At 64.9% G+C, this 20,708-nt stretch carries 19 protein-coding genes; 11 read left to right on the top strand and 8 right to left on the bottom strand.

Annotated features, from left to right (window positions below):
* Positions 1–53 precede the first annotated feature (53 nt).
* A complete protein-coding gene (locus I6F17_RS34455) occupies positions 54–968 on the top strand; it encodes a phosphoribosylaminoimidazolesuccinocarboxamide synthase (RefSeq protein ID WP_225131502.1) in 915 nt (304 codons plus the stop codon).
* Positions 969–1,135: 167 nt separating this feature from the next.
* On the opposite strand, the gene I6F17_RS34460 is transcribed toward I6F17_RS34455, so the two are convergent.
* Both I6F17_RS34460 and I6F17_RS34465 read right to left on the bottom strand, forming a co-directional pair.
* Positions 1,136–2,629, bottom strand: a complete 1,494-nt coding sequence (locus I6F17_RS34460) for an NAD-dependent succinate-semialdehyde dehydrogenase (RefSeq protein WP_225131503.1) — start codon at positions 2,627–2,629, stop codon at positions 1,136–1,138.
* 108 nt (positions 2,630–2,737) lie between these two features.
* The gene (locus I6F17_RS34465; protein WP_036002694.1) at positions 2,738–3,058 is read right to left on the bottom strand and encodes a hypothetical protein; all 321 of its coding nucleotides are present in this window, start codon (positions 3,056–3,058) and stop codon (positions 2,738–2,740) included.
* A gap of 346 nt (positions 3,059–3,404) precedes the next feature.
* Between I6F17_RS34465 and I6F17_RS34470 the strand changes: the two genes are divergently transcribed.
* From I6F17_RS34470 to I6F17_RS34480, 3 genes are all read left to right on the top strand, one after another.
* Positions 3,405–4,601, top strand: coding sequence for a serine hydrolase domain-containing protein (locus tag I6F17_RS34470; RefSeq protein ID WP_225131504.1), 1,197 nt, complete (start codon positions 3,405–3,407; stop codon positions 4,599–4,601).
* 148 nt (positions 4,602–4,749) lie between these two features.
* On the top strand, positions 4,750–6,444 hold the full coding sequence (locus I6F17_RS34475; RefSeq protein ID WP_225131505.1) for an AMP-binding protein: 1,695 nt from the start codon (positions 4,750–4,752) through the stop codon (positions 6,442–6,444).
* Between the two features lie 443 nt (positions 6,445–6,887).
* Positions 6,888–7,721: an outer membrane protein gene (locus I6F17_RS34480; RefSeq protein ID WP_225131506.1), complete on the top strand. Its 834-nt coding sequence runs from the start codon at positions 6,888–6,890 to the stop codon at positions 7,719–7,721.
* Positions 7,722–7,871: 150 nt separating this feature from the next.
* Here I6F17_RS34480 and I6F17_RS34485 read toward each other — a convergent pair whose 3' ends face one another.
* Positions 7,872–8,873: an adenosine kinase gene (locus tag I6F17_RS34485; protein WP_225131507.1), complete on the bottom strand. Its 1,002-nt coding sequence runs from the start codon at positions 8,871–8,873 to the stop codon at positions 7,872–7,874.
* 124 nt (positions 8,874–8,997) lie between these two features.
* Here I6F17_RS34485 and murJ point away from each other — a divergent pair, with 124 nt between their 5' ends.
* The 4 genes from murJ (at position 8,998) to I6F17_RS34505 (ending at position 13,153) form a co-directional block, all read left to right on the top strand.
* On the top strand, positions 8,998–10,530 hold the full coding sequence (murJ, locus tag I6F17_RS34490) for a murein biosynthesis integral membrane protein MurJ (protein ID WP_225131508.1): 1,533 nt from the start codon (positions 8,998–9,000) through the stop codon (positions 10,528–10,530).
* Positions 10,531–10,611: 81 nt separating this feature from the next.
* The gene (trpS, locus tag I6F17_RS34495; RefSeq protein ID WP_036002766.1) at positions 10,612–11,664 is read left to right on the top strand and encodes a tryptophan--tRNA ligase; all 1,053 of its coding nucleotides are present in this window, start codon (positions 10,612–10,614) and stop codon (positions 11,662–11,664) included.
* Positions 11,665–11,770: 106 nt separating this feature from the next.
* Entirely contained in the window at positions 11,771–12,265 is a 495-nt protein-coding gene (locus I6F17_RS34500; RefSeq protein ID WP_036002710.1) for a universal stress protein, read from the top strand.
* 318 nt (positions 12,266–12,583) lie between these two features.
* Positions 12,584–13,153: a NifU family protein gene (locus I6F17_RS34505; protein ID WP_225131510.1), complete on the top strand. Its 570-nt coding sequence runs from the start codon at positions 12,584–12,586 to the stop codon at positions 13,151–13,153.
* A 5-nt stretch (positions 13,154–13,158) separates the two neighbouring features.
* On the opposite strand, the gene I6F17_RS34510 is transcribed toward I6F17_RS34505, so the two are convergent.
* Positions 13,159–14,193 carry an aspartate-semialdehyde dehydrogenase gene (locus I6F17_RS34510; protein ID WP_225131511.1) on the bottom strand — a complete coding sequence of 345 codons (1,035 nt, stop codon included), beginning with the start codon at positions 14,191–14,193 and terminating at the stop codon, positions 13,159–13,161.
* A 117-nt stretch (positions 14,194–14,310) separates the two neighbouring features.
* On the opposite strand from I6F17_RS34510, the gene I6F17_RS34515 reads away from it, so the two are divergent.
* Positions 14,311–15,099 (top strand): hypothetical protein, encoded by a 789-nt coding sequence (locus I6F17_RS34515; RefSeq protein ID WP_036038712.1) that lies wholly within the window; start codon positions 14,311–14,313, stop codon positions 15,097–15,099.
* A gap of 170 nt (positions 15,100–15,269) precedes the next feature.
* Entirely contained in the window at positions 15,270–15,656 is a 387-nt protein-coding gene (locus tag I6F17_RS34520) for a hypothetical protein (RefSeq protein WP_036038714.1), read from the top strand.
* A 76-nt stretch (positions 15,657–15,732) separates the two neighbouring features.
* On the opposite strand, the gene I6F17_RS34525 is transcribed toward I6F17_RS34520, so the two are convergent.
* Both I6F17_RS34525 and leuB read right to left on the bottom strand, forming a co-directional pair.
* Positions 15,733–16,368 (bottom strand): DapH/DapD/GlmU-related protein, encoded by a 636-nt coding sequence (locus I6F17_RS34525; protein WP_225131514.1) that lies wholly within the window; start codon positions 16,366–16,368, stop codon positions 15,733–15,735.
* Positions 16,369–16,525: 157 nt separating this feature from the next.
* Positions 16,526–17,638, bottom strand: a complete 1,113-nt coding sequence (gene leuB, locus I6F17_RS34530) for a 3-isopropylmalate dehydrogenase (protein ID WP_225131516.1) — start codon at positions 17,636–17,638, stop codon at positions 16,526–16,528.
* Between the two features lie 232 nt (positions 17,639–17,870).
* Between leuB and I6F17_RS34535 the strand changes: the two genes are divergently transcribed.
* Positions 17,871–19,073 carry a YbfB/YjiJ family MFS transporter gene (locus I6F17_RS34535; protein WP_225131518.1) on the top strand — a complete coding sequence of 401 codons (1,203 nt, stop codon included), beginning with the start codon at positions 17,871–17,873 and terminating at the stop codon, positions 19,071–19,073.
* A gap of 119 nt (positions 19,074–19,192) precedes the next feature.
* On the opposite strand, the gene I6F17_RS34540 is transcribed toward I6F17_RS34535, so the two are convergent.
* Positions 19,193–19,975: a molybdopterin-binding protein gene (locus I6F17_RS34540; protein ID WP_225131520.1), complete on the bottom strand. Its 783-nt coding sequence runs from the start codon at positions 19,973–19,975 to the stop codon at positions 19,193–19,195.
* A 10-nt stretch (positions 19,976–19,985) separates the two neighbouring features.
* Positions 19,986–20,615: a cytochrome b/b6 domain-containing protein gene (locus tag I6F17_RS34545; RefSeq protein WP_036002769.1), complete on the bottom strand. Its 630-nt coding sequence runs from the start codon at positions 20,613–20,615 to the stop codon at positions 19,986–19,988.
* Between the last annotated feature and the right edge of the window lie 93 nt (positions 20,616–20,708).

Raw genomic sequence — 20,708 nt, forward strand, 5'->3', positions numbered from 1 at the left:
TGTCTGGCCGCGCCATCAGACGCGGCCAGATGTCCTGTGCGAAGGCTTTGCCGATGACCACCATGCTCTCCAGCGACCTGCCGCTCCCCAAGATCGGACGTGGCAAGGTGCGCGATATCTACGCCGTCGACGACGACCGCCTGCTACTCGTCACCACCGACCGCGTCAGCGCCTTCGATGTGGTGATGGGCGAGACCATCCCGATGAAGGGCGCGGTGCTGACCCAGATCAGCGCGTGGTGGTTCAATGAGCTCGAAGGCGTGGTGCCGCATCACATGATCAGCGCCGACACCGACGAGATCATTGCGGCCGTGCCGGCGTTGAAACCGCACCGCGCCGAGATCCTCGGCCGCGCCATGCTGTGCAAGCGCACCACCGTGTTCCCAATCGAATGCGTGATCCGCGGCTATCTCTCGGGCTCCGCCTGGAAGGAATATGCCGCGAGCGGCACACTGGCCGGCGAGAAGCTGAAGCCGGGCCTCGTCGAGAGCGAGAAGCTGGAGCCGGCGATCTTCAGCCCCGCGACCAAGGCCGAAAGCGGCCATGACGAGAACATCACCATCGCGAAGATGCGCGCGGTGGTCGGCGACGAGGTCGCCTACACGCTGGAGAGCATGACGCGGGCGATCTACACGCTGGGCGAGGAGCTCGCCCGCGAGCAGGGCATCATCATCGCCGACACCAAGTTCGAGTTCGGCCGCGACAAGGACGGCCGCATCATCCTGATCGACGAGGTGATGACGCCGGATTCGTCGCGGTTCTGGGCGGTCGACGCCTACAGACCGGGCCAGCCGCAGGCGAGCTTCGACAAGCAGCCGCTGCGCGACTATCTCGACGTCGAGCGCCGCGCCGGCCGCTGGAACGGCGACGCCCCGCCGCCGCCGCTGCCGGCCAGCGTGGTGGACGCGACCAGCAAGCGATACCTGGAAGCGTATCGGCGCGTGACGGGGACAGAGCTGAAGATTTAGGCCCGACTGTCGCGTCTCGCTCCGTCATTGCGAGCGCAGCGAAGCAATCCAGAGTGTTTCCGCGGAGGGATTCTGGATTGCTTCGCTCCGCTCGCAATGACGTGGAGAGGCCGGTCGGCCCCTCCAGCATTCCTGCCCGGCTCACATTCGCGACAACAACGGCCGGCCTACACCCCCGCCATCATCACGTATTTGATCTCGACATATTCTTCCATGCCGTGGCGCGAGCCTTCGCGGCCGAGGCCGCTTTCCTTGACGCCGCCGAAGGGGGCGACCTCGGTGGTGATGAGGCCGGTGTTGACGCCGACCATGCCTGATTCCAGCGCCTCGGCGACGCGCCAGACGCGGCCGATATCGCGGGAATAGAAGTACGAGGCGAGGCCGAACGGCGAGGCGTTGCACATTGCGATGACGTCGGCCTCGTCCTTGAAGCGTATCACGGGCGCGAGCGGGCCGAAGGTCTCCTCCTGCGACACCAGCGAGTCGGGCTTGACGTCGGCCAGCACCGTCGGCTCGAAGAAGGAGCGGCCGAGCTCGCTGCGCTTGCCGCCGGTGACGACCTTGGCGCCGCGCTTGACGGCATCGGCAATGTGGCGCTCGACCTTGTCGACCGCCTTCATGTTGATCAGCGGGCCCTGCGTCACGCCGCTCTCGGTGCCGTCGCCGATCTTCATTGCCGCGACCTTCTTCGACAGCTTCTGCACGAACTCGTCGTAGATATTGTCCTGGGCGTAGATGCGGTTGGCGCAGACGCAGGTCTGGCCCATGTTGCGATATTTCGAGACGATCGCGCCTTCGACCGCGGCGTCGATGTCGGCGTCGTCGAATACGATGAAGGGGGCGTTGCCGCCGAGCTCGAGGCCGAGCCGCTTCACGCCGACCGCGGCCTGCTGGTAGAGGATCTTGCCGACGGCGGTCGAGCCGGTGAAGCCGACGAAGCGCACCGCCGGATGCTCGCACAGCACCTTGCCGATCGGCGGTGCATCGCCGGTGATGATGTTGAGCACGCCCTTGGGGATGCCGGCCCGCTCGGCGAGCACGGCCAGCGCCAGCGCCGACAGCGGCGTCTCGTTGGCGGGCTTGAGCACCACCGTGCAGCCGGCCGCCAGCGCCGGCGACACTTTGCGCGTGATCATCGAGTTCGGGAAATTCCACGGCGTGATCGCACCGCAGACGCCGATCGGCTGCTTGATGGCGAGCAGGCGCGCATCGGCGCGCTGGGTCGGGATGGTCTCGCCATAGACGCGCCTCGCTTCCTCGGCGAAGAACTCGATATAGGCCGCGCCGATATCGACCTCGCCGAGCGCCTCGGTGAGCGGCTTGCCCTGCTCTGAGGTGAGGATCAGCGCGAGATCCTCGCGGTTGGCGGTGATCAGCTCGAACCATGTGCGTAAGGTGTTGGAGCGTTGCTTGGCCGTGTGCTTGGCCCAGGCCGCAAAGGCGCGCTCGGCGGCTTCAACCGCCCGGGTGGTGTCGTCGGCACCAAGCTGCGGCACCTTTGCGAGCTCGACGCCGGTGGCGGGATTGTTGACGGCGAAGACCGGCGTGCCGACCCAGGCGCCGTCGATGTAGCAGGCCTCCTTCAGCAGCGAGGGGTCCTTCAGCCGGTCGCGCAGGGTGGCGGTGGCTTGCGGGGCGCGGGCGGCGGCGGTCGGTGTCATGGCGTTTCTCCCTGGCGGCGATCGGATCGGCCGCAATATAGGGACAGACGGTGCGCAATGCACCGCCCTGCAAACGCACGTCAGATGGCAGCTAAACTGGCAGCGGCCTTAGGCCGCGCCGCTCATATAGGTCTCGCGGCGGCCGATCATGCGCTCCGCGGCAGCCTTGGCATCCGCTTTCGTGGACGTCGCGCAGGTCCGATACTCTAAATCGGGGACTGACGAGGTGTCGCGGCGACCGAACCATGACTTCGAGCCGACCGGCAGCAGCGCCAGCGCCTGCGCCAGATTGTCCACCGCCCCGAAGGAATAAAGGGCGCCGGTACCGGCGACGCGGACCTCGTAGATCCCCGGCGAAATCGGCGCCTCCAGGTTCTCGCCACGTCCCGGACGGGGATAGCGCTTCCATTCGCTCCAGGTCGAAATCATCTGAGGTCCCCCTCGCCGCCCATCCACGGCCGGCACATTTGCATCAAGTCTTAACGGCTCGTCGATCGGGCCGGGTGCTGAACGCGGCAGCTCACGAAATGTTTCAGGGGTTCGAGAACCACGAAGCATATCGCGAGAAACCCATCCGAGGTGAGGCGAGACACGTCGATCCACCGCAGATTGTAAAAGAGCGTACGCGCTCAGCCTCGTTGTCGTCCTGCGTTGGATCAAGACCGTCAAGTCACGACATCGCGACCGGTGCAGGTCCATAGATGGCGCTTGCCGCGCCGGAGATCCGGGAAGACAATCGATCACTTCCAACAATAATCAAACCCGAGGAAACGCCATGCAAAGCCAAGCACAGATCGATGAGATTCTGCGTCAGAAGAGCGAGACCAAGGAGATTCCGGGCGTCGTCGCCATCGCGGCCAGCGGTCAAGACGTGCTGTATCAGGGCGCGTTCGGCAAGCGCGATCTGTCCAAGCCCGATGCGATGAGTGTCGACAGCGTGTTCTGGATCGCCTCCATGACGAAGGCGGTGACCACAGCGGGCGCCATGCAGCTGGTTGAGCAGGGCAGGCTGTCGCTGGATGCGCCGATCGGCGATGTCTTGCCGGAGCTCGCCAATCCGCAGGTGCTCGAAGGTTTTGACGCCAATGGCGAGGCGAAGCTGCGCCCGGCCAAGGGGCCGATCACGCTGCGCCAGCTCATGACCCACACCGCCGGCTTCTGCTACAACATGTGGAACGGCGATCTCGCGGTCTATCTGGACAAGAACGGCATTCCAGCCATCACCACCTGCCAGAACGCGGCATTGAAGACGCCGATCATGTCCGACCCCGGCACGCGCTGGGAGTACGGCACCAATATCGATTTCGTCGGCAAGGCCGTGGAGGCCGTCAGCGGCAAGCGGCTCGACGCGTACCTGCGCGACAATCTGTTCGCGCCGCTCGGCATGCGCGACACCGCTTTCAAGATCACCGACGACATGCGCAAGCGCCTGGTCGGCATGCATGCGCGCGGCGAGGACGGCCAGCTGGCAGCGATCCCGTTCGAGCTGGAGCAGGAGCCGGAATTCCACATGGGCGGCGGCGGGCTCTATTCGACGGCGGCCGACTACATCAAGTTCACCCAGATGATCCTCAACAAGGGCCGCGGCAACGACAATCAGGTGCTGAAGGCCGACACGATCGCCATGATGAGCCAGAACCAGATGGGCGATCTCAACATGACCAAGATGACGACAGCGGCGCCGATGTATACCAACGACGTCGATCTCTATCCGGAGCAGGTGAAGAAGTGGGGCCTCAGCTTCATGATCAACACCGCCAAGACCGCCGAGGGCCGCAGCGCCGGCAGCCTCGCCTGGGCGGGCCTCGCCAACACCTATTACTGGATCGACCCGGCGCGCGACGTCACCGGCGTCATCCTGATGCAGCTGCTGCCGTTCGCGGATGCGAAATGCCTGGAGGCGTTCGCGGGCTTTGAGCGCGGCGTTTATGCCGGGCTCGATGCTGCCGGAAGCGGGCAGAAGGCGGCGTGACTCGCAACCTCTCACCTGACGTCATGGCCGGGCTTGTCCCGGCCATCCACGACTTGCCACGCCGCACAAAGAACGTGGATGCCCGGGACAAGCCCGGGCATGACGACGGGTAGAGTGTGCAGATCATCACTCACGAAAGGATTTCGACTTGGCGGACAAAGCGGACAGCTACGTTTGCGGCAGCTCGGACGCGCCGCTGCTCGGCCACACGATCGGCCGGAGTCTCGACCAGGCCGCGCAGCGCTGGTGCAATCGCGAAGCGCTGGTCTCGCCCAGCCACGGGGTGCGATGGACCTGGTCGGAATTCGCCGAACGGGTCGATGCGCTCGCCGCCGGCTTTCTCGCGCTCGGACTCGAGCGGGGCCAGCGGATCGGCATCTGGTCGCTGAACCGACCGGAATGGACGCTGACCCAGTTCGCCGCCGCCAAGGCCGGCCTGATCCTGGTGACGATCAATCCTGCCTATCGCCTGAGCGAGCTGGAATTTGCCCTTCGCAAGGTCGGCTGCGCGGCGATCGTCACCGCGACGGCGTTCAAGACCAGCAACTACATGGAGATGCTCAACACGCTATTGCCGGAGCTGTCATCCGCCAGGCCCGGACAGCTGCAAGCGGCACGGCTGCCGGCCCTCCGCAATGTCATCCAGATCGGCGGCCCGGCCGCACCGGGCACAATTGCCTTCGACGAGGTCGCGCAGATGGGTGGCGACCGGCACCGTCAGCAATTGGCCGCGCTCGGCGCCGAGCTGCAGTTCGACGATCCCGTCAACATCCAGTTCACCAGCGGCACGACCGGATCACCGAAGGGCGTGACGCTGACCCACCACAACATCCTCAACAACGGCTATTTCGTCGGCCGCGCGATGCGCCTCACCGAGCAGGACCGCATCTGCATTCCGGTGCCGCTCTATCATTGCTTCGGCATGGTGATGGGCAACCTTGCCTCCGTGACGCTCGGCGCCGCAATGGTTTATCCCGGCGAGGGTTTTGACCCGCTCGCGACGCTGCGCACCATCGAGCAGGAGAAATGCACGGCGCTCTACGGCGTGCCGACGATGTTCATCGCCGAACTTGATCACCCCGAATTCGCCGGCTTCGACCTGACATCGCTGCGGACCGGCATCATGGCCGGCGCGCCCTGCCCTATCGAGGTGATGAAGCGCGTCAACACCGAGATGAATATGCGGGAGGTCACCATCGCCTATGGCATGACCGAAACCAGCCCCGTCAGCTTCCAGAGCGCGGTGGACGATCCGCTGGAGCGACGTGTCTCCACGGTCGGACGTATCCATCCGCATGTCGAGGTCAAGATCGTCGATCTCGAGGGCAGGATCGTCAAGCGCGGTGAACGCGGCGAGCTGTGCACCCGCGGCTACAGCATCATGCTGGGTTATTGGGAGGAGAAGGAAAAGACAGCCGACGTGCTCGACGCCAACGGCTGGATGCATACCGGCGATCTCGCCACCGTCGACGACGAAGGCTATTGCAACATCGTCGGCCGCATCAAGGACATGGTGATCCGCGGCGGCGAAAACCTCTATCCGCGCGAGATCGAGGAGTTTCTTTATCGCCATCCCAAGATCCAGGACGTGCAAATCTTCGGCGTCGCCGATACTCGCTACGGCGAGGAGCTCTGCGCCTGGATACGCGTCAGAACGGGCGAGCAACTGACGGCTGAGGAAGTACGTGCCTTCTGCGAGGGCCAGATCGCCCACAACAAGATCCCGCGCTACGTCGAGTTCGTCGACGAATTTCCGATGACCGTGACCGGAAAGATCCAGAAATTCCTGATGCGCGAGGCAGTCGAGCAGCGGCTCGGATTGAAGGCGGCGAAGACGGCGTGAAAGTGTTGAACGCTCTCCATATACAACGACCGTCATTCCCCGCGCAGGCGAATCCAGTACGCCGCGGCTTCTCGATCCATCACAGCCGCTCGGAGTACTGGATCGCGCGGTCTTCGCCGGGCGATGACAGTTTTGATTGAGGCCCGCGCCTGCCTACATCGTCATTGCGAGCGCAGCGAAGCAATCCAGCTGTCTCCCCGCAGAGATTCTGGACTGCTTCGCTGCGCTCGCAATGACGGGGATGACGAGCGTTACGCCGCCGGATGCTGCGCGGCACCCTTAGTTCCAGCTATTTGGACAGGTGCGCCATTCATTCTGCTTGTGGCGTCTCCCACGCGCGTTCAATGTCGATCACCTGTGGCAGGCCCGGCACAGACATCGCGGCAGTACAATGTTACGGTCGTGTCCTGACTTGATCGATTGTTGATCTAGGGGGGAATGCCATGAAATTCGCTTGGAGAGCCATCCTGGCTGCAGGAGTTGGACTTGCAACCGTCAATTCGGCAAGCGCCGCAGATCTCGCGGCCCGGCCCTTCAAGGCACCAGCGACCGCCGTAGCCGTCTATAACTGGACCGGTTTTTACGTGGGCGTGAATGCGGGTTACGCTTGGGGGCAGTCGGATCTCGGCACCGTGCTCGATCCCACCAGCAGCTGGGCCGTGGAAGGCGTAGCGTTCAGGAACGAGTTTGTGGCGCTGAGCAATCGCCGCCTCGATCCGGCCGGCGCTATCGGCGGTCTTCAGATCGGCGCGAACTGGCAGACCGGTGCTTGGGTTCTGGGTGTAGAAGCCGACGCCAACGCAACAGATATCGGTGCGCGCACCGTTTTCACCGGAGCGAATCCGCCGGTGATCCGCACATTCGACGAAAGCATCCGCAACGATTGGCTCGTGACCGTTCGCGGCCGCGCCGGCTATGCGGTCGACAAGACCCTGCTGTACGTCACCGGCGGTCTGGCCGTCGGCAGCGTCAAGGGAAGCTGGGATCTCACCTCGTCCAATGGTTATACCAAGACGGGTTCGGTGTCCGAGACGAAGGTCGGCTGGACGGTCGGCGCCGGCGTTGAGCACGCCTTCGTGCCGAATTGGACGGTTAAGCTCGAATATCTCTACACCGATCTCGGCGGCGTGGATTACACGTCGACCTACGTGCCCGGCAGCACTTTTGCTCCGCCCGGCTCCAACTACGTCGAACGCATCTCGCAGGACCTCACCTTCCATACCGTGCGGGCCGGCCTGAACTACAAGTTCGGCGGGCCGATGATGGCCAAGTACTGAGAAGCGAAGAAGCCCAAGATCCCGGCTCCGGCCATTCGGCTCGGAGCCGTTTTTTTTGATCAGAAGCCAGAGAGAGCGCCTCGTTCTACGCGGCACGCCGGCAAAGTGCGGTCGCTATGCCGACCGCATCGTGGAGGCAGAGATAATTTCTTACGCCGTCAGCCCGCGCTGCTCGGCCAGCTCCTTCAACGATACCTGAGGCCGCGCGCCGATGTGCTGGATGACTTCGGCGGCGGCGAGCGCGCCGAGCTCGCCGCACTGCTTGTAGCCGAAGTTGCGCGCGAGGCCGTAGAGGAAACCGGCGGCGAACAGGTCGCCGGCGCCGGTGGTGTCGACCACCTTCTCGACCGGGAAGGCCGGCGCTGCGACGGCATCCTCGGACGACACCACCATGCAGCCCTTCTCGCTGCGGGTGACGACACCGAGATTGACGTCGTTGCGCAGCTGCTTCAGCGCGGTGTCGAAGTCCGAGGTCATGTAGAGCGAGTGCAGCTCAGACTCGTTAGCGAACACGATGTCGACGGTGCCGCCTCGCATCAGCGAGAGAAACTCGTCGCGATAACGATCAACGCAGAAGGAATCGGACAGCGTCAGCGCCACCTTGCGCTTGGCGTCATGGGCGATCTTGGCCGCCTTGACGAAGGCCTCCTTGGCGTTCTTGGGGTCCCAGAGATAGCCTTCGAGGTAGACGATGCCTGCGCCGGCAATCTCGGCCGGATCGATGTCGGCGGGCGACAGGTCCTGCGCCGCGCCGAGATAGGTGTTCATGGTGCGCTCGCCGTCGCCGGTGACCAGGATGTAGGAGCAGCCGGTGGCGGGGCCCTCCTTGGCGGCCGGCGTGTTGAAGGCAACGCCGGCGGCGCGAATGTCGTGCACGTAGAGCTTGCCGATCTGGTCGTCCTTGACCTTGCCGACATAGGCGGCGCGTGCCCCCAGGCTGCCGATGCCGACGATGGTGTTGGCGGCCGAACCGCCCGAGACTTCGGTGGCCGGCCCCATGTCCTTGTAGATGGCCGCCGCGCGCGCCTCGTCGATCAGCGACATGCTGCCCTTCGCCATGCCATGCTTGGCCAGAAAGGCCTCGTCGGTCCGAACCAGCACGTCGAACAGCGCGTTGCCGATGCCGAGAACGTCATATTTCACGTCAGCCATTCACCTTGATCCTGTTTGCCGGATTGCGATCTAACCGGAAATCCGCTTCCTGTCGGCCTGAAATCCAAGCTCGCGGCCTATCACGACCGGGCCTTGGCGGGCAAGCAACGGTATTTTCGAGAGCATGATCCGCTCCTTCCTGACCGTCTCGACGGGAACGCTGGCCTCGCGCCTGCTGGGTTTCGCCCGCGATTCCCTGATTGCGGCGCTGCTCGGCACTGGCGCGGTGGCGGACGCGTTTCTGGCGGCGTTCCAGCTCGTCAACGTGGTGCGGCGGCTGCTCAGCGAGGGCGCGCTGAACGCGGCGCTGATCCCGGCCTGGCTGCGGGTGCGGGACCGCGACGGGGTGGCGGAAGCCGCGGCATTCGCCGGGCGCGTGCTCGGCACGGTCAGCGCGGCCCTGATCGGGATCTCACTCCTGCTCGCATTGTTTATGCCGCTGATCATGACGGTGATCGCGCCGGGATTCCTCGGCAGTGGCACGCTCGATCTCGCGGTTCAGAACGCGCGGCTGATGCTGCCTTACCTCGCCTTCGCCGGTCCTGTCACCGTGCTGATGGGGCTGCTCAATGCGCAGGGACGCTTCGCGCTGACGGCGTTCTCGCCACTACTGTTCAACATTGCGCTGATCGCCGCGATCGCGATGCTGCTGGTCTGGCATGCAGACGCCGGCTTCGCCGCGTGGATCCTGGCAGCGACCGTCGGCCTCGCCGGCTTGCTGCAACTCTTGATGCTGCTGTCGCAGCGAAGCGCGCGCCTTGCGACACCGCTGCGCGCGAGTTTCGACAAGGAGATGCGCGGCTTCTTCGCCAAGGCGATCCCCGGCATGATCGCAAGCTCGGGGCCGCAATGGCTGATGGTGGCGGGCGCGATCATCGCGTCCGCAACGCCGTCCGCGGTGTCCTGGCTCTATTTCGCCAACCGCCTGATCGAGCTGCCGCTCGGCATCGTCGGCGTCGCCATGGGCACGGTGCTGGTGCCGGAGCTGACGCGCGCCGTCGCTAGCTCCGATCGCGACGCGGTGGCGCATGCCGAATCCCGCGCGCTCGAGCTTGCCGCCGGGCTGGCGCTGCCGGCGACGGCCGGCCTGATCGTGCTCGCCGAGCCAATCGTGCGGCTGCTGTTCGAGCATGGCGCGTTCGGCGCGGCCGACAGCGCGGCGACTGCGCGCGCGCTGATGTGGCTGGCGCTGGGCCTGCCGGCGCATGTGCTGATCAAGGCGCTGTCGCCGGCGTTCTATGCCCGCAGCGACACGATGACGCCGCTGCTCGCGACCGCCAAGGGCTTCGTGGTGACGGTCGTGCTCGCGGTTCTGCTCGGTCATGTCTTTGGCGCAAGCGGAATCGCGGCAAGCATCGCGGCTGGCGCCTGGAGCAGCGCGCTCGCGCTGGTCCGCAAGGGCGCGGGCGAGTTCGGCTTCTCGATCGACGCGGCGGCCCGCACGCGATTGCCGCGCATCGTGCTGGCCGCGATCGCCATGGGCGCCCTGCTCTGGCTGACAACGGGTCTGGTGCCGGCCGGCGCCCATGGGTTCATCCACTTCATTGTGCTGGGTGTGCAGATCGCAGCCGGGATCGCCGTCTACGGCTTGCTGCTGCAAAGCCTCGGTGCCGCCTCCTGGCGCGAGGCGGTTAACGCGTTGAAACGGCCCAGCTAGACCACGGCCTCCGCGAAAGACCCTTGACGGGGCAGCGCCGCTGTTGGAAACGACGGCCGAATACCTATGGGAAGGCTGACCATGCCATTCGTTGAACGGGTCTTTTCGGGCGTCCAGCCGACGGGCAATCTGCACCTCGGCAATTACCTCGGCGCCATCGTCAACTTCGTGAAGATGCAAGAAACCCACAATTGCATCTATTGCGTCGTCGACATGCACGCGATCACGCAGGGGGTGGACGTCTGGGGCGGACCGGTCGAGCTCGCGCGCAACACCCGAGAGGTGACCGCCGCGTTCATCGCGGCCGGCATCGACCCGAAGAAGCACATCGTGTTCAACCAGAGCCAGGTCTCGGGCCATGCCGAGCTCGCCTGGATCTTCAACTGCGTCGCGCGGATGGGCTGGCTCGGCCGTATGACCCAGTTCAAGGAGAAGGCCGGCAAGGACCGCGAGAACGCCTCGGTCGGTCTATTCGACTATCCCGTGCTGATGGCCGCCGACATTCTGCTCTACCGCGCTACCCACGTTCCCGTAGGCGAGGACCAGAAGCAACATCTCGAGCTTTCGCGCGACATCGCGCAGAAGTTCAACAACGACTTCGGCGACTCGATCCGCGCGCAGGGCGTCAATGACGGGCTGTTCTTCCCGCTGCCGGAACCCTTGATTACGGGTCCGGCAACGCGCGTGATGAGCCTGCGCGACGGCACCAAGAAGATGTCGAAGTCGGACGCCTCCGACAATTCGCGCATCAACCTCACCGACGATGCCGACACCATCGCGCAGAAGATCCGCAAGGCGAAGACCGATCCGGAGCCGCTGCCGACGGAAGAGAAGGGCCTGGAAGCGCGGCCCGAGGCCGACAATCTCGTCGGCATATTCGCCGCGCTGTCCGGCCGCTCCAAGGCGGACGTGCTGCGCGAGTTCGGCGGCGGCCAGTTCTCCAGCTTCAAGAACGCGCTGGCAGAGCTGTGCGTGACCAAGCTCGCGCCGATCGCCGGCGAGATGAAGCGCCTCGTCGCCGACCCTGGCCACATCGAGGCGATCCTGAACGACGGATCCGACCGGGCGCGCGCGATCGCCGACGAGACCATGAAGCTCTCCAAGGACATCGTCGGCTTCATTCGCCGGCGCTAGGGCGCGCTTCGCGATACCGGCTGGCGCCACGGCGCCGGCCGCTTCGCCCCTCCCAAACATCGCGGGAGTGTGGCAGCATGCTCCCCGTGCACAATCCGGGACATGCATGACCAGCAAGCGACTTTGCTACGAGCCGGGTCACAAGCCCAAATGCCTCGTCATCGTCGACGACAGCGCCGAATGGGATCGCGCCGTCTATTACGCCAGCCGCTGGGCGATTCGCGCCGGCGGCGGCGTGGTGATGCTGCGCATCATCGAGCCTGAGCAGCAGAGCCAGGAATGGCTGGGGGTCGCCGACATCATGCGCGCCGAGGCACAGGAAGCCGCCGAAGCCGCGCTCGACCGCGCCGCCGGGCGCGCCAACGGCATCGCCGCCATCACGCCGGAGCGCGTCATTCGCGAAGGCAGCGCGATGGAACAGCTGCTCGCAGTGATCGACGAGGATCCTGATATCGCCATGCTGGTGCTCGCCGCAAATCCCGGCGCGGAGGGCCCGGGGCCATTGGTCTCGCTGCTCGCGCATGCGCTCGGCACATTCCCGGTGCCGGTGACGATCATCTCGGGTGCCCTGAGCGATGAGAGCGTGGATTCGCTGTCCTAGCGACGATGCATCTTATCCTCCCCTGGAGGGGAGGGTCGGCTCATGTTGAGCGAAGCGAGGCATGAGACGGGGTGGGGTGACGGTCTCTCCACATCCGACACTTCCCGAGTGGAGAGATCACCCCACCCCGCTCGCGCTGTGCGCGATCGACCACGGGCGAGCTACGCTCGTCCCGGACTCCTCCAGGGGAGGGCAAGGCCAACCCACTGATTTTCATGAGCTAATATCCCGCCTCCCCTTGACCGTGCGTTAGCCGTCGCCATCTGCTAGGGGATAGAGCACGCGCCGGCCTTGAACCGGCGACGTCTGGAGAAAACCATGTTCATTCAAACCGAAGCCACCCCCAATCCCGCCACGCTGAAGTTCATTCCCGGCCGCGTCGTGGTCGACGGCAGCCCGATGGAATTTTCGAGCCGCGAATCGGCGGCGCGTTCGCCGCTCGCCGAAAAGCTGTTCGAGGTGCCCGGCGTCACCGGCGTGTTCTACGGATCGGACTTCATCACCGTGACGAAGGCGAGCGGTGAGTGGCAGCAGCTCAAGCCGGCGATCCTGGGTGCCATCATGGAGCACTACATGTCGGGCGCGCCGCTGCTGGCCAACGGCACGGCCACAAGCGAGGCCGATCTCGATGACGAGGACGAGTTCTTCGACGAGGCCGACGCCGAGACCGTTGACATGATCAAGGACCTGATCGAGACCCGGGTGCGGCCGGCCGTCGCCAATGACGGCGGCGACATCACCTTCCGCGGCTTCAAGGACGGTATCGTCTATCTCAACATGAAGGGCGCCTGCTCCGGCTGCCCGTCATCGACGGCGACGCTCCAGCACGGCATCCAGAACCTGCTCAAGCACTTCGTGCCTGACGTGGTCGAAGTCCGCCCGATGTAAGCCCCTTACGCCGCCTCCTTCTTCGCGCTGATCAGCTTGCGGTTGATCAGGACTTCGGCGATCTGGATCGCGTTGAGGGCGGCGCCTTTACGCAGATTGTCCGACACGCACCAGAGCACGAGGCCGTTCTCCACCGTCGCGTCCTCGCGGATGCGGCTGATGTAAGTCGCGTCCTCGCCGGCCGCTTCGTAAGGAGTGGCGTAGCCGCCGGGCTCCTGCTTGTCGATGACGAGGCAGCCCGGCGCCACGCGCAGGATGTTGCGCGCTTCATCGGCGGTGATCGGATTCTCGAACTCGATGTTGACGGCCTCGGAATGGCCGACGAACACAGGCACGCGCACGCAGGTGGCGGAGAGCTTGATCTTGGGATCCAGGATCTTCTTGGTCTCCGCCATCATCTTCCACTCTTCCTTGGTGTAGCCGTCCTCCATGAAGACGTCGATGTGGGGGATGACGTTGAAGGCGATGCGCTTGGGGAATTTCTTCGCGACCAGCTCGTCGTTGGTGTAGACGGCCTTGGTCTGCGAGAACAATTCGTCCATCGCGTCCTTGCCGGCGCCCGACACCGACTGATAGGTCGAGACCACTACGCGCTTGATCGTCGCCTTCTCGTGCAGCGGCTTGAGCGCGACGACGAGCTGGGCGGTCGAGCAGTTCGGGTTGGCGATGATGTTCTTCTTCTTGAAGCCTTCGGTCGCGGCCGCATTCACCTCGGGCACGATCAACGGCACGTCCGGATCCATGCGCCAGGCCGAGGAATTGTCGATCACGACGGCACCGGCGGCGCCGATCTTCGGCGACCATTCCTTCGACACCGACCCGCCCGCCGACATCAGGCAGATGTCGACGTCGGAGAAGTCGTAATGCTCGAGCGCTTTGACCTTCAGGGTGCGGTCGCCGTAGGAGACCTCGACGCCGACGCTGCGGCGTGAGGCCAGGGCCACGACCTCGTCCGCGGGGAATTTGCGCTCATCGAGGATGTTGAGCATTTCCCGACCGACATTGCCGGTCGCGCCGACGACTGCGACTTTGTAACCCATCGTTCACTCTCCGATGAAAAAGCCCGTTCCCGAAGCTGACGCTTAAACAGGAAGAGCAGCGCTTCTATGCGAGAACCAGCCTCAAGACAACGTTAAGACCATGCCTTAGGGACGTGGATGCAGTCGCCTGAGGCCAGCACGGCCGTTAGCCCTACCCAGATCCAGCTGACGCTCTTGGCCTTGGCCGACGAGGTCGTCGGCACGCTGGCGCATCTGGTCGCCTATGTGGGGGCGCTCGCCCTGTTTGCCATCCTCGCCCTCGCAGGCCTGGGACAGCTGCCTGACCTGCGTGGCGATGGTCCGGCGGACAGACCGGGCTGGAGCATCGCCGACCGCTCGCATCCGGCCTTCGCCGTCAGCCGGATCGATTCATCAGAAAAAACAGCCTCTTACGTCATCTTTAGGCATCCCGAGGGCGGCCGCAGGGACGTGCTGCGCTGGACCGATATGGCGGACAAGCCGGTGGCCGAACTCGAAATCTACCGCCAAGGCGCCGAATTCGACGTAACGCGGCCGGCGGCCGCGGGTTTGGCCGCTCGGATGGGCTTGAGTGCGGATACCCCGCTCGAGCAGGCTGGCCTGATCGACACCAAATTCGGACCCGTTGCCCTGTTCCGGCCGGTCGGCGGGGCAAAGGGGGCGCGGGCCTGCCTCGGCTATCTCAAGCGCTACGAGGAGCCCGCCTTGCAGATCTCCGGCTTCTCCTGCCAGGGCGACAGCTTGCCCGCCCGCCGCGCGGCGATCGCCTGCACGCTGAACCGGCTGACGCTGCTGGCCTCGGGCAACGAGCCGAGGCTGGCGGAATTGTTCGCCCATGCCGAGCTCAGGCGCCGCGGCTGTGACCCCCAGGGCTCGCCGGACTGGCTGCTGGGCGCAGCGAACGCGCAATTGCGCGGAGCGCTTTGACTTGCATCAAGGATTCTGCATCAAGCTCAAGTAGCTGGTTTGCATGCAACTTTTGCCGGCGCGCACGATTATTCCGAGCTGGTGTGACCCAATTGACCTAGTTGCGTCCGCCCCGGCCGGGCTAGTATGGGGTGAAATCGACTGGCGGCCTGCCGCATGAAGGGGACGTGATGAGCTTGAAATTTTCTGCCGCGAACAAACTGGCGACATTGCTTGCGGCGGGCGCCGCAATTGCCGTTGCGTTCGCGACCCCGGCCTCCGCCGACACCAGGACCAAGCGCTATTATGACGAACGCGGCCGGCCCTATTACGGCCCGAGCGGCCCCAACGCGGTCTATCAACAGGGCCGCACCCGCCTCTATGTGAGCAAGCGCTCCTGGCTCGATGGCGGCACCGAGGTCAATCCGGGCGACCGCAAGTTCACCGACTACGCCTTCCCCCCGGCCGTGGGCTATCCGTCCTTCGCTCGCGAGAACCTCAACCGGCCGATCGACCGCCAGCCGCTCTCCCCGCCGCAGGATGTCGGCGGCTATCCGCAGAACTTCCCGCTGTACTGAGGCGGGCGTCACGACCGAATCAAAATGGCCGGTGCTCACGCCCGGCCATTTTTGTTTTTCGCGAGATGCGTCCGTCTTACCCATTGGCTGCCGGATCGTAGCGCCGGCAAAACTCCTCGATGTCCTCGGAGCGGAAATCACTGAGGCGCTCGAAGATCAGCTCATCCGGCCAATCCCACCAGGCAATGCGGCGCAGGCTTGCGGAAACGGTATCGTCAAAGCGCTTGCGGATGGGACGGGCGGGGACGCCACCGACGATGGTGTACGGCTCGACATCGCGGCTGACGACGGCGCCTGCGGCGATCACTGCGCCATCGCCGACGCTCACGCCCGGCAGCAGAATGGCGGCGTGGCCGATCCAGACGTCGTTGCCGACGATCACCCGGTCGCCGCGCCTACCTGCGAAGAAGTCGCGGTCGCGCGTCGCGCCCGCCTCGTAATATTCGGGGACGTAGGTGAAGCGGTGCTGGGAGGGACGGCCCATCGGGTGGTTTGGCGCACCGATCCGCACCGAGTTGGCGATCGCCGTGAACTTGCCGATCACGGCGTCGGCGACGTCGCAATTCTCGCCGAGATAGGAGTAGTCGCCGAGCGAAGCAAATTCGATGCGCGTGCCCGCAAGCACCTCGCAACGCCGCCCGACCTGCGCCTCGCGCAGGCGCACCGTCTCATGGATGATGGTTTCCGCGATCTTGGGGCGGGGTGTATCCATGATGCGGTTTCCAATGAGGTCGTAGTGCGTAGGGTGGGTTAGCGCAGCGTAACTCACCATCTTAGTTTCCGTGGAGACAGAAGAGGTAGGTTACGCCCCGCGGTCTGCGCTTCGCGCAGTCCGCATGGCAAACCCACCCTACGATCTGTGCTTGCCGCTACGCGTGCAGCTTCTGCAATTCCTTCAGGATCGCTTCGCCCATCTGCGTGGTGGAAGCGGCCGTGGTGCCTTCCGACTTGATGTCGGCGGTGCGCAGGCCGCTGGCCAGCACGGCAGCGATGGCCTGGTCGACCTTGTCGGCGAGATCGCCCATGTCGAAAGAATAGCGCAACGCCATGCCAAAGGACGAGATCATCGCGATGGGATTGGCGAGGCCCTTGCCGGCGATATCGGGGGCCGAGCCGTGCACGGGCTCGTACAGCGCCTTGCGCTTCTTGGTCTTGACGTCGACCTCGCCGAGCGAGGCCGAGGGCAGCATGCCGAGCGAGCCCGTGAGCATCGCCGCGATGTCGGAGAGCATGTCGCCGAACAGGTTGTCCGTGACGATGACGTCGAACTGCTTCGGCCATTTCACCAGCATCATGCCGCCGGAATCGGCGAGCTGATGCTCGAGCGTGACATCGGGGTATTCGCGCTTGTGGACCTGAGTCATGACCTCGTTCCAGAGCACGCCCGACTTCATGACGTTGCGCTTCTCCATCGACGTCACCTTGTTCTTGCGCTTCCGGGCAAGCTCGAAGGCGACGCGGCCGATGCGCTCGATCTCATAGGTATCGTAGACCTGGGTATCGATGGCGCGCTTCTGGCCGTTGCCGAGATCGGTGATGGTCTTGGGCTCGCCGAAATAGACGCCGCCGGTGAGCTCACGCACGATGACGATGTCGAGGCCCTCGACCGCCTCGCGCTTCAGGCTGGAAGCATCCGCCAGCGCCGGATAGCACACGGCGGGACGGAGGTTGGCGAACAGCGCGAGATCCTTGCGCAGGCGCAAGAGGCCGGCTTCCGGGCGCACCTCGTAAGGCACGGCATCCCACTTCGGACCGCCGACCGCGCCGAAGATCACGGCGTCGGCGTCCTTGGCCTTGGCCATGTCGCCTTCGGAGATCGACACCTTGTGCGCGTCATAGGCGGAGCCGCCGACGAGGCCGGTGTCGGTCTCGAACTTGGCGATCCCGGCCGAATTGAGCCAGTCGATCAGCCGCTTCACCTCGCCCATCACCTCGAGGCCGATACCGTCGCCGGGAAGCAGCAGCAGTTTGTGGGTCGCCATGGTCGTGTCCTTTTCGATCCTCTCTCGTCATTCCGGGACGCGCCTCTTAGCGCGGGCCCGGAATCCATAGCCACCAGCCGGGGTTATGGATTCCGGGCTCGCGCTTCGCGCGCCCCGGAATGACGGCGCCGGAGTGCTAGAGCGGCGTTGCGCGCTTGGCAAGACACCATTGCCGCGCTGCGGCTGTGCAAGGCCGGCTGGGCCTGCCACACTGGACAGGCCGGAGTACCCCTTGCACGCACCTGATCGCCCCCTGCCCAACGCACACCCCGCGCGGCTGATCCTGACCCTGTCGCTGGCAGCCACCGTGGGGCTCGGCATCGGCCGCTTTGCCTATGCGCTGGTGCTGCCGGACATGCGGGAGGACCTCGGCTGGTCCTACTCGGCGGCCGGTTTCATGAACACGATCAACGCCGTCGGCTATCTCGTGGGCGCGCTGGTGGCGTCCCGCCTGATCCGGCGCGTCGGCTGGGCCGCCGCGATCCGCGGCGGAACAATTGCCTGCGTTGCCGCGCTCGCCACCTGCGCGCTGACGGGGGATTTCGTCGCGCTGAGCCTGGCGCGCCTGGTGCTGGGCCTGGGCGCGGCGGCCGGCTTCGTCGCCGGCGGCGCGCTCGCCGCCACCATCGCCCAGTCGCGGCCCGAACGGGCCAACTTCCTGCTCAGCCTGTTCTATGCCGGACCCGGCATCGGCATTCTGTCCTCGGGGCTGATCGCCCCGTTCACGCTGCAATATTTCGGGCCGGGCTCGTGGTGGATCGTATGGTGGGCGCTGACGCTGCTCTCGGTCGCGATGACGATCCCGCTGTTCCTGATCCGCATCGAGAGCGGCGCGCGCTTCTCCGAAGGCGGTCATGCCTCGTTCGCGATCCTGCCGGTGCTGATTTATCTGGCCGGCTATTTCCTGTTCGGCGCCGGCTACATCGCCTACATGACCTTCATGATCGCCTATGTGCGCGACGGCGGCGGCGGGGCCGCGGCGCAGGCGGCGTTCTGGGGGTTGATCGGTCTGAGCGCGTTCGTGACGCCCTGGGCCTGGCGCGGCGTGCTGGCGCTCGACCGCGGCGGGCTCGCCACCGCCATCATCCTCGGCACCAACGCAGCTGGCGCAGCGCTGCCGATGCTCGGGCATTCGCCGGCCTGGCTCGCGGTCTCCGCGATCGTGTTCGGCGTCGCCTTTTTCGCCGTGGTCGGTTCGACCACCGCCTTCGTCCGCTTCAACTATCCGCCAGAGGTGTGGCCGACCGCGATCGCGGCGATGACGATCTCGTTCGGCGTCGGCCAGACGCTCGGGCCGATCGTGGTCGGCGCGATCACCGATGCGCTGGGGAGCCTGAGTTACGCGCTGAATGTGTCGGCGGCGCTATTGGCGCTGGGCGCGGTGGCGGCGCTGTGCCAGCGGAAGGTGGGGCCGGCCAAGCAATCGGTGCCGTAGGGTGGATTAGCGAAGCGTAATCCACCAACTTCGCTCGGCAACTGCGGAAGTATGGTGGATTACGCCCACCGACTGCGCTTCGCGCAGCCGCTCGGCTAATCCACCCTACGACAGCGGAGCTAGCTCCCGCTGAACGAATTATACCCCTGGTCTTCCCAATAGCCGCCCTTGTAGTCGTTGGTGACTTCCATCGAGACCACGTATTTCGGGTTCTTGAAGCCGAGCTTGGTCGGCACGCGGATCTTCATCGGGAAGCCGTAGGCGCGCGGCAGGATCTCGTTTGCGTATTTGAACGTCATCTGGGTCTGCGGATGCAGCGCACTGCGCATGTCAAGCGGCGAGTTGTAGCCATCCTTGTCGGCGCACTGGAACCAGACATAATTCGCGCGCGTATCGGCGCCGATAAGCTTCAGGAAATCGCGCAAGGGCGTGCCGGTCCAGCTGCCGATCGCGCTCCAGCCCTCGACGCAGATGTGACGCGTGATCTGCGTGACCTGCGGCAATCGATGGAGCTCGTCCAGCGTCCAGGACTTCTTGTTGTCGACGAGGCCGCGCACCTCGAGCTTCCAATCCGCGGCCGAGATGTCAGGCGCGTCGTCGAGATCGTAATAGGCGTTGAACGGGAACGGCTTGGTGATCGCGCTTTCGGGGAAGGTCGGCGCCAGCGCGTCGGGATTGAACATCCAGGCCTGCACGGCGTCGTTGAACTTCGAGACCTTCGCCAGCATGGTCTCGGCCGAGGACGAGTCGATCACGTCGCAGCCGGTGAGCAGCGTCAGTGCGCCCAGGCTGGCGCCGCCCGCAATGAAGCGGCGGCGGGTGACGTCTGGCATCGTCTTGAGGGAATCCTTGATCAGGAGCCGCTTGTCGACGCCGGGAATCAGGAACGGGCGCTTCGCCATATTCTCCTCCTCAGCGACCGATGATCATCGCGCGCAGACTCTTCGGCACGAGCAGCGCAAGCAAGACGTGGACGACCAGAAACGCGCAGATCGCGGCCATGCAGAAGAAGTGGACATAGCGCGCGGCCGGATAATCGCCGAACAGCATCACGAGATAATAAAGCTGAACGGGCTTCCAAATCGCAAGGCCCGACAGCACGATCAGCACGCCGACCACGATGATGCCGGCATAGAGCAGCCGCTGCACGTAATTGTAGACGGTGAGATCGTCATGGCCGAGCTTGAAGGTCAGCGCCGCCCTGACGTCGTGGAGCACGCCCGATGCCGTGATCGGCAGCAGCTTCTTGCGGAAGCGGCCGGTGGCGATGCCGGTGACGAGATAGGCGAGGCCGTTGATCATCAGCAGCCACATCGCCGCAAAATGCCAGAGCAGGCCGCCGCCGAGCCAGCCGCCCAGCGTGTACTCGCGCGGAAAGCGGAAGTCGAACAGCGGCGAGGCGTTGTAGATCTGCCAGCCCGACAGGATCATCAGGATCATGGCGAGCGCGTTGATCCAATGCATGACCCGCACCCAGGCCGGCTGGATCACTTTGGACTTGGTTGCCGTGACCTGCTCGTCGGTGACTGTGAGGCTCGCCATGGCGGGTTCCTTCCTGAGGTCGCGTGACAGCGATTATACGCCGGTGTTTCGGCTTTCGTTACATCCCGTTCGCCATCGAATCGATGTCGTGAG

The sequence above is a fragment of the Bradyrhizobium sp. NBAIM18 genome, assembly GCF_020193825.1.
Classification (GTDB): Bacteria; Pseudomonadota; Alphaproteobacteria; order Rhizobiales; family Xanthobacteraceae; genus Bradyrhizobium; species Bradyrhizobium yuanmingense.

Bases quoted from the DNA above. Each gene is read 5' to 3' on its own strand.
- I6F17_RS34505 (WP_225131510.1), top strand. From the start codon at position 12,584: ATGTTCATTCAAACCGAAGCCACCCCCAATCCCGCCACGCTGAAGTTC.
- I6F17_RS34510 (WP_225131511.1), bottom strand. From the start codon at position 14,193: ATGGGTTACAAAGTCGCAGTCGTCGGCGCGACCGGCAATGTCGGTCGG.
- I6F17_RS34460 (WP_225131503.1), bottom strand. From the start codon at position 2,629: ATGACACCGACCGCCGCCGCCCGCGCCCCGCAAGCCACCGCCACCCTG.
- I6F17_RS34515 (WP_036038712.1), top strand. From the start codon at position 14,311: ATGCAGTCGCCTGAGGCCAGCACGGCCGTTAGCCCTACCCAGATCCAG.
- I6F17_RS34470 (WP_225131504.1), top strand. From the start codon at position 3,405: ATGCAAAGCCAAGCACAGATCGATGAGATTCTGCGTCAGAAGAGCGAG.
- I6F17_RS34485 (WP_225131507.1), bottom strand. From the start codon at position 8,873: ATGGCTGACGTGAAATATGACGTTCTCGGCATCGGCAACGCGCTGTTC.
- trpS (WP_036002766.1), top strand. From the start codon at position 10,612: ATGCCATTCGTTGAACGGGTCTTTTCGGGCGTCCAGCCGACGGGCAAT.
- I6F17_RS34520 (WP_036038714.1), top strand. From the start codon at position 15,270: ATGAGCTTGAAATTTTCTGCCGCGAACAAACTGGCGACATTGCTTGCG.
- leuB (WP_225131516.1), bottom strand. From the start codon at position 17,638: ATGGCGACCCACAAACTGCTGCTGCTTCCCGGCGACGGTATCGGCCTC.
- I6F17_RS34455 (WP_225131502.1), top strand. From the start codon at position 54: ATGACCACCATGCTCTCCAGCGACCTGCCGCTCCCCAAGATCGGACGT.
- I6F17_RS34500 (WP_036002710.1), top strand. From the start codon at position 11,771: ATGACCAGCAAGCGACTTTGCTACGAGCCGGGTCACAAGCCCAAATGC.
- I6F17_RS34480 (WP_225131506.1), top strand. From the start codon at position 6,888: ATGAAATTCGCTTGGAGAGCCATCCTGGCTGCAGGAGTTGGACTTGCA.
- I6F17_RS34465 (WP_036002694.1), bottom strand. From the start codon at position 3,058: ATGATTTCGACCTGGAGCGAATGGAAGCGCTATCCCCGTCCGGGACGT.
- I6F17_RS34545 (WP_036002769.1), bottom strand. From the start codon at position 20,615: ATGGCGAGCCTCACAGTCACCGACGAGCAGGTCACGGCAACCAAGTCC.
- murJ (WP_225131508.1), top strand. From the start codon at position 8,998: ATGATCCGCTCCTTCCTGACCGTCTCGACGGGAACGCTGGCCTCGCGC.
- I6F17_RS34525 (WP_225131514.1), bottom strand. From the start codon at position 16,368: ATGGATACACCCCGCCCCAAGATCGCGGAAACCATCATCCATGAGACG.
- I6F17_RS34540 (WP_225131520.1), bottom strand. From the start codon at position 19,975: ATGGCGAAGCGCCCGTTCCTGATTCCCGGCGTCGACAAGCGGCTCCTG.